Genomic DNA, 13,762 nt, shown 5'->3' on the forward strand with positions numbered 1-13,762 from the left:
GGTATCGGCCCTGTCTTTCAGCCGTCCGGCGTTTGAGGACCGGGGTCTGGGGCGGAGCCCCAGGGGGTCCGGGCGCAGCCCGGTACCCCCCAGCCCGTCCGGCGTTTGAGGACCGGGTCCGGGCTGGCCCGGGGGCACGCTCAGCCTCGCCGGCGTTTGAGGCGCGGGTCGGGGCGGAGCCCTGGGAACGGTGGAAGGGCGGGTAGGGGATTTCCCCCGCGCAGCGGCAAGGGTCGCCGTGGGGACTTTGCCCCGCGCAGCGGCGAGGGGTGCTGCGGGGACTTTGCCCCGCGCAGCGGTGACGGGTGCTGCGGGGACGTTGCCCCGCGCAGCGGCGAGGGGGCTGCGGGGGCTTCGCCCCCCCCGCAGCGGAGCGTCCGCGGCCGGGGCTGCGGGGGCATCGCGTGCGCCGGGCGGAGTTACAGGCGGGTGGCGTAGGCGCGGACGTCCGCGTCGGGGTCGGTGGCGGCCGTGGCCAGGGCCGCCGTGGCGGACGGGTCGGGGCGATGGGCCCGCAGGGCGAGCACCGCGGCCTTGCGGACGTCCGCGTTCGGGTCGGACAGCGCGAGGGAGAGGGGCGGCACCGCCACCGCGGCAGGGGCCGAGGACAGCCCGGCGGCAGCCCCCGCGCGGACCTGCCACGCCGGGTCGGAGAGGGAGGAGACGGCCCGCGCCGTGTGGCCGCCGGTGGCGGCGAGAGCAGCCAGCGCCGCCGCCCGGACCAGCGGGTCCGCGTCGAAGAGGAGCGGGGCCAGCGCGGGGCCCGCCCGGAGGGTGCCCAGTGCCTTGGCCACGGCGACCCGGACCTCCCGGGAGGAGTCCCCGGCGGCCGGAGCCAGCGCAGCCACCGCGTCCACCGAGACCAGCGCCCGCACCGCCTGGATGCGGACGTCCACGTCGGCGTCCCGCAGGGACAGCTCGTACAGGCCGGGCTCCCCGAGCCGCAGGACCCGTAGGGCTTCGAGCGCCGCCGACCGGACCGCCGGATCCGCCACCGCGAGGCCCGCCCGCAGGGTGGCGCCCAGTTCGGGGTCGGGCTCGAGCACCTCCAGCAGTTCGCGCAGCGCGGCCGCCGCGGCCGCGCGGACCGCCGGGTCGGGGTCGGCGAGCCGCCCCCCGAGGGCGGGGCCGGCCCCCGCCGGGACGGTTTCGCCGAGCACCGCCACCGCCGTGGCGCGGACCGCCGGGTCGGGGTCGTCCAGGTAGGGGAGGAGGGCGTGCAGGCCCGGGGCTTCCTCCGCGAGGGAGAGGAGTTCCAGGATCCGGGGTGAGCCCGGCGCGGATCCGGTGTCCCGGCCGGCCGCCACGGGGGCCGCCGCCCGGCCGTCGCCGCCCGCCAGGGCCACGCCGACCAGCTCGACCTCGCCCAGGTGCCGGGAGGGCCCGCCCGTCGGGATGAACTCCGGGACGGGGACGAGGTAGGGATCGACCGGGCGCGCCGTGAACTCCATGGCCCCGGACGGGGACTTGCGCAGGTCCAGGTGGTGCAGCCAGCCCGCGTCATCGCGCCGGGGGTGGTCGAGGCGCTCGTGGTACAGCCCCCAGCGGGACTCCGTACGGGCCAGCGAGGCCCGCGCCGCCATCTCCGCGCAGTCCCGGATGAAGGAGACCTCCGCGCAGCGCATCAGCTCGTGCGGGGTCGTGGCGCCCATCTCGCCGATCTCCCGCTCCATCCGGGTGAAGGCCTCCACGGCGAGGGACAGCTTCGCGCCCGTCTTGGGCGGGGCCACGTAGTCGTTCACGAACCGGCGCAGCTTGTACTCGACCTGCGGCTGGGGCGGGCCGTCCGGGTGGCGCAGGGGGCGGTAGATCAGCTCGTGGGCGGCGGCGAGCTGGTCGGTGGGCAAGTCGCCCTCGTACGGCTCGTACTGCGCGGCATCCGACCCCGCCAGGTCGCCGAAGACGAAGGCGCCGATCATGTAGTTGTGCGGTACGGAGGCCAGGTCCCCGGCCGCGTAGAGCCGGGGAACGGTGGTGCGGGCGTGGTCGTCGACGCGTACGCCGGAGGCCGAGTGGCCGCCGCACAGGCCGATCTCCGAGATGTGCATCTCGATGTCGTGCGTGCGGTAGTCGTGGCCCCGGTTCGCGTGGAAGGTGCCGCGGGTCGGCCGCTCGGTGGTGTGCAGGATCGATTCGACGGCGGCGACGGTCTCCTCGGGGAGGTGGCTGAGCTTGAGGTACACCGGGCCCCGGTCGGAGGCGAGTTCGGCGGCGAACTCGGACATCATCTGCCCCGACCAGTAGTCGGAGTCGACGAACCGCTCCCCGTGCCGGTTGACCTGGTAGCCGCCGAAGGGGTTCGCGACGTACGCGCAGGCCGGGCCGTTGTAGTCCTTGATCAACGGGTTGATCTGGAAGCACTCGATGCCGGTGAGCGCGGCGCCCGCGTGGTAGGCCATCGCGTAGCCGTCACCGGCGTTGGTGGGGTTCTCGTACGTCCCGTAGAGGTATCCGGAAGCGGGCAGTCCGAGGCGGCCGCACGGGCCCGTCGCCAGGATCACGGCCCCGGCGCGGACGGTGACGAAGGCGCCGGTACGGGTGTTGAAGGCGGCCGCGCCGATCGCCCGGCCGTCCTCGGGGGAGGTCAGGACGCGGACCGGCATGACCCGGTTCTCGATCCGGATCAGCTCGCGCATCTCGCGGCGGCGCAGCTGCCGGTAGAGGACCTTCTTGACGTCCTTGCCCTCCGGCATGGGCAGCACGTACGAGCCGGAGCGGTGGACCTGGCGGACCGCGTACTCGCCGTGCTCGTCCTTCTCGAACTTCACCCCGTACGACTCCAGGCGCCGCACCATGTCGAACCCGCGGGTCGCCGTCTGGCGGACCGTGGACTGGTCGACGATGCCGTCGTTGGCACGGGTGATCTCGGCGACGTAGTCGTCGGGCTCGGCGCGGCCCGGGATGACCGCGTTGTTGACCCCGTCCATGCCCATGGCGAGGGCGCCGGAGTGCCGTACGTGCGCCTTCTCCAGGAGCAGCACCCGCGCGCCGGCCTCGGCGGCGGTCAGCGCCGCCATCGTTCCGGCGGTGCCGCCGCCGATGACGAGGACGTCGCAGGTCAGTTCCTCGGCGTCGGCGATCGCGGGGAGGTCCATGGGGATGTCCACGGGGGGCCTTTCAGAGGGAGTCGAGTGGCTTGCTTCACGAGTGGTCGAGCCGTGACGGCGGTCGTTCACGCGTGCGGGAGGCGGGTGTTCAGGCCCGATCTGCTCGGGCCGGGTTCACGAGGACGGGAGGCCCCGGTGGCGGCCGGCTCCCCCGTGCGGGGGAGGCGGCCGGGACCTGCGGACGATCCCCGGGCACCGGATCGGGCGCGAGGATCGGGACGCACGCCATCACCCGTCCGGATCGGAGCCCCATCGTGCTGAAGTGGACCCTGCGCACGGTCGCAGTCCTCGCCATCGCCGCCGCCCTCGCCGGCCCGGTCGCAGTGCCCGCGCCCGCGGCGCCGCCCGAAGCGGCCGTCGCCGCATCCGCTGTCGTAGTTACGGCCGCGGCCGACCCGGGCCACGGGCCATCGGGGAGCGTGCTCGCCTCCGCCGTGGAGGAGAAGACGGAGGCCGGTCACCTGGTGGCCTGACCTCGATGCCCCGGCGCCTCCCGAACCGGTGCCGACGTGCCGTCCCTCCTCGTCTGCGAGGCCAGGTCGAGGACGTGCCGGCGCAGCGCGGAACGGTCCGCCGTCCGCGAGCGCGGGTGCGGTACGTCGATCAGCTCGCCGGTGGCGATGAGCGCGACGCGGTCGCCGAGGTGGAGGGCCTCGTCCACGTCGTGGGTGACGAAGACGACGGTGGCTCCGGTACCGGCGAGGACGGTGACGAGGAGGTCCTGCATCTCGGCGCGGGTCTGGGCGTCGAGCGCGCCGAAGGGTTCGTCCATGAGGACGGCGCGGGGCGCGGCCGCGAGGGCGCGGGCCAGCTGGACGCGCTGGCGCTGGCCGCCGCTGAGCTGGTGCGGGTGCTTGTGCGCGTGGTCGGCGAGTCCTACGCGCTCCAGCCAGTCGGTGGCGGTGCGGCGGCGGTCCGCGCGGGGCGTTTTGCGGATGGCCAGGGGGAGTTCGACGTTGGCGCGGACCGTGCGCCAGGGGAGGAGGGCGTCGTCCTGGAAGACCAGGGCACGGTCGGCGTGCGGGCCCGTGACCGGGGCGCCGTCCTGCTGGACTGCACCGCGGAGTGGCGGCAGGAGGCCGGCCAGGGTGCGGAGCAAGGTGGACTTTCCGCAGCCGGACGGGCCGACGACGGTGAGGATCTCGCCCGCGTTGACGGTCAGGTCGAGGCCGTCGAGGACGGGTGCGGTGGTGGGGTGGCCCAGGCTGACGCCGGTGAGGTGGAGGGCGGCGCCGGTGGGTGGGGCGGGGGTGAGGGTGCGTACGGACATGGTCATCCCTTCCTGTCCTGTGGTCGCCGTGGACTTCGGCGGCGTTGCCGTGCGGGTGGTTGGGCCCTGCGGGGCTGTCCCCTACCCGCCCTTCCCCCGTTCTCCGGGGCTCCGCCCCGGACCCCCGCGCCTCAATCGCCGGCGGGGCTGGATGTCCCAGGGAGGTGCGTGCACGTACACGGCGTGCACGTGGAGGCCGGCGCGGCCAAAATCCAGCCCCGTCGGCGATTGAGACGCGGGATCTGGGGCGGAGCCCCAGGGGCCTCGGGCGCAGCCCGGGCCGGACGGGTCAGGGCGGAGCCCTGGGAACGGTGGAAGGGCGGGTAGGGGACCCAGCCCGCGCAGCGCCTAGCCGGGCCCGCCGTCTGCGGCGGCCGGGGACGGGCTGCGCACGGCCGGGGCGGGAGACCCGGGTGGGGCGGGGGCCGGGCCGCGCGACTTCGGTTGGCGCGACTTCGGCTGGCGGGACTCCGGCCGGTCGGGGCCCACCCGGTCGGGGCCAGGGAGGCCGGCCCCAGGGAGGCCAGGCCCCGGCCAGCGGTGCCCCGGCCCGCGGGGGCCCGGGAGGCGGGGGCTGCCGGCCCCCGGGGTGCGGGACGGGAGCCAGCGGGTCAGGTGGCGGCCCGTGCGTTCGACTGCCGTCGAGGTGAGCCAGCCCAGGGCGCCGATCGTGGCCATGCCGACGAAGACCCCGGGGTAGTCCACGACCGTGTAGTCCTGCCAGGTGCGGTAACCGACCCCGTACTCACCGGAGATCATCTCGGCGGAGATCACGCAGATCCAGGACACCCCGATGCCGACCGAGAGCCCGCCGAAGATGCCCGGGAGGGCTCCGGGGAGGACCACCGAGAAGAGGATCCGGGCGCGGCCGCCGCCCATCGTCAGGACGGCCTCCTCCCACACCGGGGACAGCGCGGACACCGCGTGCCGGGTGGAGACGAGGACCGGGAAGAACGCCGCCGCGCAGGTGATGAAGACGATCCCCTGCTCGTTGGACGGGAAGAGCAGGATGGCCACCGGGACCAGCGCGATCGCCGGGATCGGGCGCAGGACTTCGAGGACCGGGCCCAGCAGGTCCGCCGCGAGCCGGGAGCGGGCGATCGCCGTGCCCGCCGCCACGCCCAGGACGGACGCCAGCGCGAAGCCCGTCACGATGCGCCGCAGGCTGAAGCCGAGGTCCTGCCAGTAGGGGCCGGTCGTCGCCCGGTCCGCGAACGTCGAGGCCACCTCGCCCACGGTCGGGAACTGCTCGAAGCGGAGCCACAGGTTGACGTCGAGGGAGGTCAGGAGCTGCCAGGCGAGCAGCGCCGCGGCGAGCGAGGCCAGCCGTAGGAGCCGGCGGCGGGCCGTCATGAGGCCAGGGTCCCGGCTTCGGCGAAGGAGACGATCCGCGCTCCGGACCCCGCGTGCTGGTCGGCGTACGCCTTCGCGCCCGACGGGGTGACGAACGCGCGCAGTTCGGAGCCCTCCGCCACCCAGACGGCCTTGTCGGCGAACCAGAGCGTGCCCGTCACCGCGTCAGGGACGTAGGCGGCCCGGACGCCTGTGCCGGCGGCCTTGAAGGCCTTCAGCAGGGCCGCCGGAGTGTCGAAGCTCTGGGTGCGGTTGCCCTCCTTCAGCCACAGCTCCGGGCGGCCCGGTGCGGCCGCCGGGTAGTCCTGGGTGCCCGCTGCGGCGCGCCGCAGCGGCTCCGGGTCCACGAAGGCGTCCACGTCGACGGAGTCCACCAGCTTCGCCGCCTTGAGGACGGGGACGTCCTCCTTCAGCGCCGCCAGCAGCTCGGGGCGCAGGGCCGGGTCGAAGGTGGCGATGCCGTTGGCCCCGTTGTAGAGGTACACCACCTCCGCCGGCAGCCCGGTCTCCTTGGCCACCGACTCGGCCGCCGCGACCGGCTGGGTGCGCAGGTGCTCGGTCGCCTTGCGCTGGGCCCGCAGGAAGTCCTCCAGGACCGCGGGGCGTTCGGCTGCGAACTTCTCGCGGACCGTGACCCCGTGGAAGGTCGGCAGGTTCAGCTCGGCCCCGTCGTACAGGGCCTTGGCCCGTCCCTCGAAGGCCAGTTGGCCCGGCCAGGCGACGAACTGCGACAGGGCGTCGACGCTGCCCGCCTGGAGGGCCGAAGCACCCACGCTGGGCTGCTGGTTGAGCTTCTCGATGCCCTTCTCGGGATCGATCCCGGCGCGCTGCAGGGCCCGTACGAGCGTCCCGTCGGCCGCCGAACCGACCGAGGTGGACACCTTCTTGCCCCGCAGGTCGGCGAGCGACTCCAGCTTCGCGTCGGGCGCGGTGACCACGGTGTTGAGGCCGCCGCGCAGGTTGTAGCCGGTGACGGAGACGAGGCGGGTGGGCTGCTTCAGCTCCTTGCCGCGCGCAGCATTGATGAGGAGGGGGAAATCGCCCATCGAGCCGATGTCGATCTTCCCGGCGGTCATCTGGGCGGTGATCGGGGCGCCGGTGGCGTAGTCCTGCCAGTCGACCTCGTAGGTGACCCCGTCCTTCTTGCCGCGCGCCGCGAGCTCCTGCTCGAAGTATCCGAGGGAGCGCAGGAGCGTACCGGCGGTGACGGTGTTGATGGTCTTGGACTGGTAGCCGACGGTCACCGTGACCGTCTTGCTGCCGCCGCCGCCCGTACCGGAGGACCCACCGCACGCGGTGGCCAGCGGGAGGATCAGCAGGAGGGCGGGCGCGAGGGTTCTCGTGCGCATCGGGAGAGGGCCTTTCACCGGAGCAGGTAGGGCATGTTGACGGTCACCGCGCCGGTGGGACAGCGGGCGGCGCACGGGCCGCAGTACCAGCACTCGTCCACGTGCATGTACGCCTTGCCGTTGTCCTCGCGGATCGCGAGCGAGTCGAGCGGACACATGTCGACGCAGAGCGTGCAGCCGTCGATGCACAGGGACTCGTCGATGGTCACGGGCACGTCGCCGCGCTGGGGGACCAGAGGCATGGCTGTCTCCAGGAAGGGGGGATGAGGGGGCTACGAGGGCTTACGCGCTGCGGTGCAGCAGGCCGCTCATGGTGATCCGGTCGCCGCGGAAGCGGATGAATTCCAGGTCCACGGGCCGGCCGTCGCCGAGGTGGGTGAGGCGCTCCAGCATCAGGACGGCGGCCCCGCGCGGGGCCTGCAGGACGGCGGCGGAGTGCGCGTCGGCGTTGACGGCTTCGAGGGTGATCTCGGCGTGGCCGAGCGGCTGCCCGGTCAGGAACTCCAGCAGCCGGAAGACGTCGGTGTTCTCCAGGTCGCAGCCGATCAGGTCCGCGCCGATGTCCAGGGGGACGTACGTGAGGTCGAGCGAGAGCGGCAGCCCGTTCAGGCGGCGCAGCCGCTCGATGTACAGCACGTCGGAGTGCTCGGGCAGGCGCAGCCGGCCGGCGACGGGGGCCGGGGCGCGGACGGGGCCGACGGTGCGGACCTCGTTGGTGACCCGGCCGTGTTCGTGGAGGGTTTCGGCGAGGCCCTGGAGGCGGTCGAGGCCGTGCGGGTACTTGGCGCAGACGATGACGGTGCCGACACCGGGGCGGCGCTCGACGAGCTGCTCGCCGCGCAGCAGGTCCAGGGCCTGGCGCACGGTGTTGCGGCCGGCGCCGTAGTCGGCGGCGAGGGCGTCCTCCAAGGGGAGGACGCCGGTGGGATAGCCGCCCGCCAGGATCTGGTGGCGCAACAGGTCGGCGAGCTGTCGCGCCTGGTCCGCGCGCAGCCGCCGGCGGCGCGCGGCGGCGACCGGGACGGTGTGTTCGCGGGTGCGTTCGGCTGGCATGGCACGGAACATACCGAGGGAGCCGGGCCGGTGGTGTTGCCGCAGTGTTGCGCCACCCGCGGGTGTCCGCGTACGGCTATGACCTGCGAGAACGGCGGGGCCGCGGAAAGATCCGCCACCCCGCCGTCGATGCTCGTCCCGCGATGTGGACGCGCATCCGTCTTGACTACATGGTGCCCACGATGCGGCCGGCGACCTCGCCGAGGCCCACGCGGGTGCCGTCGGCGCCCGGTGCCCACGCGGTGAGCGTGACGGTGTCCCCGTCCTCCAGGAAGGTGCGCTTGCCGTCGGTGAGCTCGATGGCGTCGCGGCCGTTCCAGGTGAGCTCCAGCAGCGAGCCGCGCTGGTCGGTCTCCGGGCCGCTCACCGTCCCCGAGCCGTACACGTCGCCGGTGCGCAGGGAGGCGCCGTTGACGGTCATGTGGGCGAGCTGCTGGGCGGCGGTCCAGTACATGGACGCGAACGGCGGCTGCGCCACCTCCTGCCCGTTGATGGAGACGGTGATGTGCAGGTCGAAGCCGCCGGGCCGGTCGGCGGCGGAGTCGTCGAGGTAGGGCAGGAGCGGGAAGTCACGGGCGGGCGGGGCGACCCGGGCCGCGTCCAGGGCCTCCAGCGGGGTGACCCAGGCGGAGACGGAGGTGGCGAAGGACTTGCCGAGGAAGGGGCCGAGCGGCACGTACTCCCAGGCCTGGATGTCGCGCGCGGACCAGTCGTTGAGCAGGAACAGCCCGAAGACGTGCTCCTCGAAATCGGCGAGGGCCACGGGGCGGCCCTGTTCCGAGGGGGTGCCGACGACGAAGCCGACCTCGGCCTCGATGTCGAGCTTCACGGACGGCCCGAAGACGGGCGCAGGGTCGGCGGGCGCCTTGCGCTGGCCCGCGGGGCGCACGACGTCGGTGCCGGACACGACGATCGTGCCGGCCCGGCCGTGGTAGCCGATGGGCAGGTGCTTCCAGTTGGGGGTCAGTGCGTCCCCGTCCGGCCGGAAGATCTTGCCGACGTTCGTCGCGTGGTGCTCGCTCGCGTAGAAGTCGACGTAGTCGGCGACCTCGTACGGGAGGTGCAGGACGGCCTCCTCCAGCGGCAGCAGGTGCGGTTCCACGGAGGGCCGGTGGCCGGGGTCGGTGACCCAGGCGGTCAGCGCGCGGCGCACGTCCTTCCACGCGGTGCGGCCCGCGGCGAGCAGCGGGTTGAGGGAGGGCTGCCCGAGCAGTCCGGCGTACGGGGAGCCGAGCGCGGCCGCGGCCGCTCCGGCGTCGAGCACGTACCCGCCGATGCGGACACCGATCCGGCGCCGCTCCTCCCCGGCGGTGGAGAACACGCCGTAGGGGAGGTTGTGCGGCCCGAACGGGTCGCCCTCGGGGATGTCGAGGGGGCTCTGCTGGGGCATGGGGTGCTGCCTCGCTTTCGACGCGGCCCGGGGGTGTCCCGGGGGCTTGTTGACACGTTACGGGGCTGGTGGGGCGTGCGGGAGGCCGGATTCGGGCAGTATTTGTAGGACTTGTCCGCGCGGGTCCGTATCCTTGAACGCGTGACTTCCGCCCTCCCCTATGCACTCGTGGCCACCGACCTGGACGGGACTCTGCTGCGCGCCGGAGACACCGTCTCGGCCCGCTCCTACGCCGCTCTCGCCGCCGCCCGCGCGGCCGGCGCCCGGCACATCATCGTGACAGGCCGCCCCGTCCCGCAGGTCCGCCACGTCCTGGACGGCCTCGGCTACACGGGACTCGCGGTGTGCGGGCAGGGAGCGCAGGTCTACGACGCGGCGGCGGGTCGGATGCTGCACTCCGTGTCCCTGGACCGGGAGTTGGCGGAAGTCGCCCTCGGGAAGATCGAGGCGGAGGTCGGCGAGGTCTGGGCCGCGGTCAATCAGGAGGGCGTCGACGCGGAGATGCTGATAGGGCCGGGCTACCGGATGTGGCACCCGCACCTGCCGACGGTGGCGGTGGCCCGGCGGTCCGACCTCTGGGCCTCCCCGATCAACAAGGTGCTCCTCCAGCACCCCCGCCTCTCGGACGACGAGCTGACGGAGATCGCCCGGGGCGTGGTCGGGGACCTGGTCAACGTCACGATGGCCGGCGAGCACACGGTGGAACTCCAGCCCCCGGGCATCGACAAGGCGAGCGGGCTGGCGGTGGCGGCGGCCCTCCTGGGCGTCTCCGGCTCCTCGACGATCGCCTTCGGCGACATGCCGAACGACATCCCGATGTTCGCGTGGGCGGCCCACGGGGTCGCCATGGCCGGCGCCCACCGGGAACTCCTCGCCGTCGCCGACGAGGTCACGCTCTCGAACGAGGCGGACGGCATCGCGGTGGTCCTGGAGCGGCTCTTCGGCTGAGGGCGGCCGCCCGGCGGGGCCTCAGGGATTCGCGGCCTCAGGGATTCGGGGCCTCAGGGATTCAGGGGCTCAGGGCCGGAGGGGATCCGTCCCCAGCCGCGCTCGACCGACCGGCGGCATCGGTCGGGTTCGTCCCCTGCGCTGGTGAACAGTGCGGTCAGCAGGGGCACGCCGTGAGCGAGTGCCCCGTGCGGCAGGGGGCCGGTGGCGACGAGGGAGGCGAGGCCGTGGCCGATGAGCCAGCTCTGTGTCGCAAGCTCCAGCGGGTCGACCTCGTTGCGGAAGCGGTCCTTCGTCTTGGCCCGTTCGACGGCGCGGACGAGGCGGTGCAGGGTTTCGTCCGCCGCGCCGGTGTCTTCCAGGTCGAAGCCGGCATCGAACATGACCCGGTAGAGGTCGGGGTTCTCCACCGCATTGGCCAGGTAGGCGGCGCCCAGGGCGGCGAGGTCCCGTACCGGGTCCGCGGACGTCTTGACGACCGCGAGCCGGGCGGCCAGGCGCGTGAAGCCTTCCTGTCGCAGTGCCTTCCACAGGCCGTCCATGCCGCCGAAGTAGGTGTAGACGGCCATCGTCGACACGCCTGTTCCGGAGACCAGGGTGCGGAGCGTGACCGGCTGCCTCGTCCGCAGCATCTGTGCGGCCCGGTCGAGCAGTCGGGAGCGGACCGCCGGATCCTTTGTCCTCGCCATGACCCCACAATACATAGCAGCGCTATGCTTACGGGGGCTGATCCCATTGCTCCCGCTGCCAAGAGGAAGGGCTGTTCATGTCCGTGACGCTGGTCAATCCCGAGGGACTGCCGAAGCCCGAGGTCTACCGGCAGCTGTCGGTCGCCACCGGATCGAAGCTGGTGTTCCTCGCGGGGCAGGTGGCCCGCGATGCCGAGGGCCGGCCCGTGGGCGAGGGGGACTTCGCCGCTCAGGTCGAGCAGTGCTATCTGAACATCGCCACCGCTCTGGCCGGGGTCGGCGGCTCCTTCGACGACGTGGCGAAGCTGACCGTCTACGTCGTCGACTGGAGCCCCGAGAAGATGCCGCTGCTGGGTGAGGGAGTGGGCCGGGCGGCAGCGAAACTGGGCATCGATCCGGTCAAGCCGATCACCCTGCTGGGCGTTGCGGCGCTGGGGGAACCGGACCTGCTGGTCGAGGTCGAGGCCACCGCGGTCATCGACTAGCCGTGCACCTGCCATGACCGCCCGCGATGACCGCCCCCGGGGCCCCGGGAAATAGACCCCGGGGCCCCGGGGGAACGGCTACACCGCCGCCCGCGGCAGCCGCCGTTCCCACGTGCGGTGGAAGAGGACCTCGTCGCCCTCGCGGCAGACCACCTCGTTCGAGGTGAGGAAGCCACCCTCGTCGCAGGTGATTTCCGAGCGGGTCACCACCGACACGTCCCAGGCCAGCTCCGGCCGGTGCAGGCGTACGGTCCAGGTGGAGTGGGTGCGGGCCGACAAGGGGTCCGCCTCCTGGATCTCGTAGATCTCCAGCGCGTCCTCGCTGAACTCCAGGCCGTCCGGGTACACGCGGGTTCCGCCGTAGCGCGGGTCGACCTCCAGGCGCCACATCCCGCGCGCGACGTCCCGTACGACCAGCCGCTCCGGACGGGGGGCGTCCAAGGTCGCGGGGTAGACGACCCCCAGCGGCTCCGACTGTTCCGGGGCCTCGAAGAGGATCGGGTCCTCCTCGGCAGAGGCATCGCGGATCGGGAGTTCCACCGCGCTGCCCGCCGGGTCCAGGGTCCAGCCGTGCTCCGAGCCGGCCCGCGGCCAGATCCACGGCCAGTAGGCCGAGGACAGGGCGACGCGGATGCGGTGGCCCGGCGGGAAGGAGTGGCCGATGCCGTTCAGCTCGAAGACCACGTCCTCGTACGAGCCCACCGGCCACGGCACCGCCTTGTCCCGGCCCCGCCGCGCGGACAGGTTCAGCGCGCCCCGGGTGACCAGCGTCGAGGAGCCGTCCGGGGCCACGTCGCACAGCCGGGCCACGACCTGCCCGTACGGGACGTCCATGCGCAGGCGCAGCCGGACCACCGGGCGGCCCAGGATCTCCACCGGGCCGGAGCCGTCACCCACCGGGAACTCGAAGCAGGCCGACTTCGCGTCCTCCTCGCGCTGGTCCGGAGGCAGGTCGGCGTCGTTGCCGAAGGGGAAGAAGCGGCCCGCGTCCAGGCCCGTGTGCTGCGGGGAGGCCACGACGACCGGCGCGCCCTGGAAGGCGTACGTGACCGGGTCCACGTGCGGCGAGGGCCAGGACGGGTCGCCGACCCACCGGCCGGGCAGGGTCGCGTAGCTGGTCGCCGGCGGGTGCGACTCGGAGATCCACGAGCGCAGGAGCGGCTCGGCCATGACGCCGGTGTCCTTGCCCTTGAGCCAGTGGTCCCACCAGCGCAGGGTCTCCTGGAGGAAGCCGATGGCGGGCCCCGGCGGCAGCCCCCGGTCGGGGTACTGGTGCGACCACGGGCCGATCAGGCCCCGGACCCGGTCGGCGGGGAGCGCGGCGACCAGCCGCAGCACGGTGTCGCGGTACGGGTCGTGCCAGCCACCGACGGCGAGGACGGCCGCGCCGATGGCGCCGTAGTCCTCGCACACCGACCCGTGGCGCCAGTACGCGTCGCGGGTCTGGTGGGAGAGCCAGGTGTGGACGAGGGGTTCGACCGCGCCGAGCCGCGAGAGCCACTGGTCGCGCCAGCCCTCGCCCGCGTAGAGCGGGTCCGGCGGGCGGGAGGCGAAGGCGAGCATGGTCGCCGCCCACGCGTGCATGTCGACGGCGAGCAGCGAGCCGCCCATGTAGTGCACGTCGTTGTCGAAGCGGTCGTCCGTGGAGCAGACGGTGACGACCGCCTTGAGCGCCTCCGGGGCGAGCGCCGCGATCTGCAGGCTGTTGAAGCCGCCCCAGGAGATCCCGAACATGCCCACGGACCCCGTGCACCAAGGCTGGGCCGCCAGCCACTCCACCACGGCGACCCCGTCGGCGAGTTCCTGCGCGTCGTACTCGTCGCCCGGGTCGCCGCCGCTGTTGCCGTGGCCGCGCACGTCGACCCGTACGGAGGCGTAGCCGTGGCCCGCGTACCAGGGGTGGCGCTGCCAGTCGCGCGGGGCGGTCCAGTCGGTGAGGCGGTACGGGAGGTACTCCAGCAGCGCCGGGACGGGCTCGTCGGTGACCGGCCGCCAGATGCGGGCGTACAGCTCGGTGCCGTCCGGCATCGGGATCCGGACGTCCTCGTGGGTGGTCCCGTAGGGGAATTCGGTACGGATGATCATCGAGGCTCTCTCGCCGATCGCCGGGGGGCGGTG

Annotated in this window: 12 protein-coding genes; 3 read left to right on the forward strand and 9 right to left on the reverse strand. The window is 73.6% G+C overall.

Annotated features, from left to right (window positions below):
- Window positions 1-419 precede the first annotated feature (419 nt).
- A complete protein-coding gene (locus tag ACFVX6_RS10735; RefSeq protein ID WP_389689990.1) occupies window positions 420-3,095 on the reverse strand; it encodes a fumarate reductase/succinate dehydrogenase flavoprotein subunit in 2,676 nt (891 codons plus the stop codon).
- A 266-nt stretch (window positions 3,096-3,361) separates the two neighbouring features.
- Between ACFVX6_RS10735 and ACFVX6_RS10740 the strand changes: the two genes are divergently transcribed.
- Window positions 3,362-3,580, forward strand: a complete 219-nt coding sequence (locus ACFVX6_RS10740) for a hypothetical protein (protein ID WP_389689992.1) — start codon at window positions 3,362-3,364, stop codon at window positions 3,578-3,580.
- Here the strand turns inward: ACFVX6_RS10740 and ACFVX6_RS10745 are convergent.
- The 6 genes from ACFVX6_RS10745 to fahA all read right to left on the reverse strand — a co-directional run bounded on the left by ACFVX6_RS10745 (window position 3,565) and on the right by fahA (window position 9,522).
- Entirely contained in the window at window positions 3,565-4,383 is an 819-nt protein-coding gene (locus ACFVX6_RS10745) for an ABC transporter ATP-binding protein (RefSeq protein ID WP_389689994.1), read from the reverse strand. The two genes, ACFVX6_RS10740 and ACFVX6_RS10745, sit on opposite strands and share 16 nt — an antisense overlap.
- A 342-nt stretch (window positions 4,384-4,725) precedes the next feature.
- Window positions 4,726-5,730 (reverse strand): ABC transporter permease, encoded by a 1,005-nt coding sequence (locus ACFVX6_RS10750; protein ID WP_389689996.1) that lies wholly within the window; start codon window positions 5,728-5,730, stop codon window positions 4,726-4,728.
- Window positions 5,727-7,079 carry an ABC transporter substrate-binding protein gene (locus ACFVX6_RS10755; protein ID WP_389689998.1) on the reverse strand — a complete coding sequence of 451 codons (1,353 nt, stop codon included), beginning with the start codon at window positions 7,077-7,079 and terminating at the stop codon, window positions 5,727-5,729. Before ACFVX6_RS10755 ends, ACFVX6_RS10750 begins: the two co-directional genes overlap by 4 nt.
- 14 nt (window positions 7,080-7,093) lie before the next feature.
- Entirely contained in the window at window positions 7,094-7,321 is a 228-nt protein-coding gene (locus tag ACFVX6_RS10760) for a ferredoxin family protein (protein ID WP_030710222.1), read from the reverse strand.
- Window positions 7,322-7,361: 40 nt separating this feature from the next.
- Window positions 7,362-8,132, reverse strand: coding sequence for a GntR family transcriptional regulator (locus tag ACFVX6_RS10765; RefSeq protein WP_389690000.1), 771 nt, complete (start codon window positions 8,130-8,132; stop codon window positions 7,362-7,364).
- Between the two features lie 166 nt (window positions 8,133-8,298).
- Entirely contained in the window at window positions 8,299-9,522 is a 1,224-nt protein-coding gene (gene fahA / locus ACFVX6_RS10770; RefSeq protein WP_389690002.1) for a fumarylacetoacetase, read from the reverse strand.
- A gap of 141 nt (window positions 9,523-9,663) precedes the next feature.
- On the opposite strand from fahA, the gene ACFVX6_RS10775 reads away from it, so the two are divergent.
- Window positions 9,664-10,470: an HAD family hydrolase gene (locus ACFVX6_RS10775; protein ID WP_389690004.1), complete on the forward strand. Its 807-nt coding sequence runs from the start codon at window positions 9,664-9,666 to the stop codon at window positions 10,468-10,470.
- A gap of 53 nt (window positions 10,471-10,523) precedes the next feature.
- Here ACFVX6_RS10775 and ACFVX6_RS10780 read toward each other — a convergent pair whose 3' ends face one another.
- A complete protein-coding gene (locus ACFVX6_RS10780; RefSeq protein ID WP_389690006.1) occupies window positions 10,524-11,159 on the reverse strand; it encodes a TetR/AcrR family transcriptional regulator in 636 nt (211 codons plus the stop codon).
- A gap of 77 nt (window positions 11,160-11,236) precedes the next feature.
- Here ACFVX6_RS10780 and ACFVX6_RS10785 point away from each other — a divergent pair, with 77 nt between their 5' ends.
- Window positions 11,237-11,644, forward strand: a complete 408-nt coding sequence (locus tag ACFVX6_RS10785) for a RidA family protein (protein ID WP_389690008.1) — start codon at window positions 11,237-11,239, stop codon at window positions 11,642-11,644.
- Between the two features lie 78 nt (window positions 11,645-11,722).
- Here the strand turns inward: ACFVX6_RS10785 and ACFVX6_RS10790 are convergent, their stop codons facing one another.
- Window positions 11,723-13,729: a CocE/NonD family hydrolase gene (locus tag ACFVX6_RS10790; RefSeq protein WP_389690010.1), complete on the reverse strand. Its 2,007-nt coding sequence runs from the start codon at window positions 13,727-13,729 to the stop codon at window positions 11,723-11,725.
- Window positions 13,730-13,762: the final 33 nt, after the last annotated feature.

This window comes from Streptomyces sp. NPDC058289, assembly GCF_042880975.1.
Lineage (GTDB): Bacteria > Actinomycetota > Actinomycetes > Streptomycetales > Streptomycetaceae > Streptomyces > Streptomyces stoeckheimensis.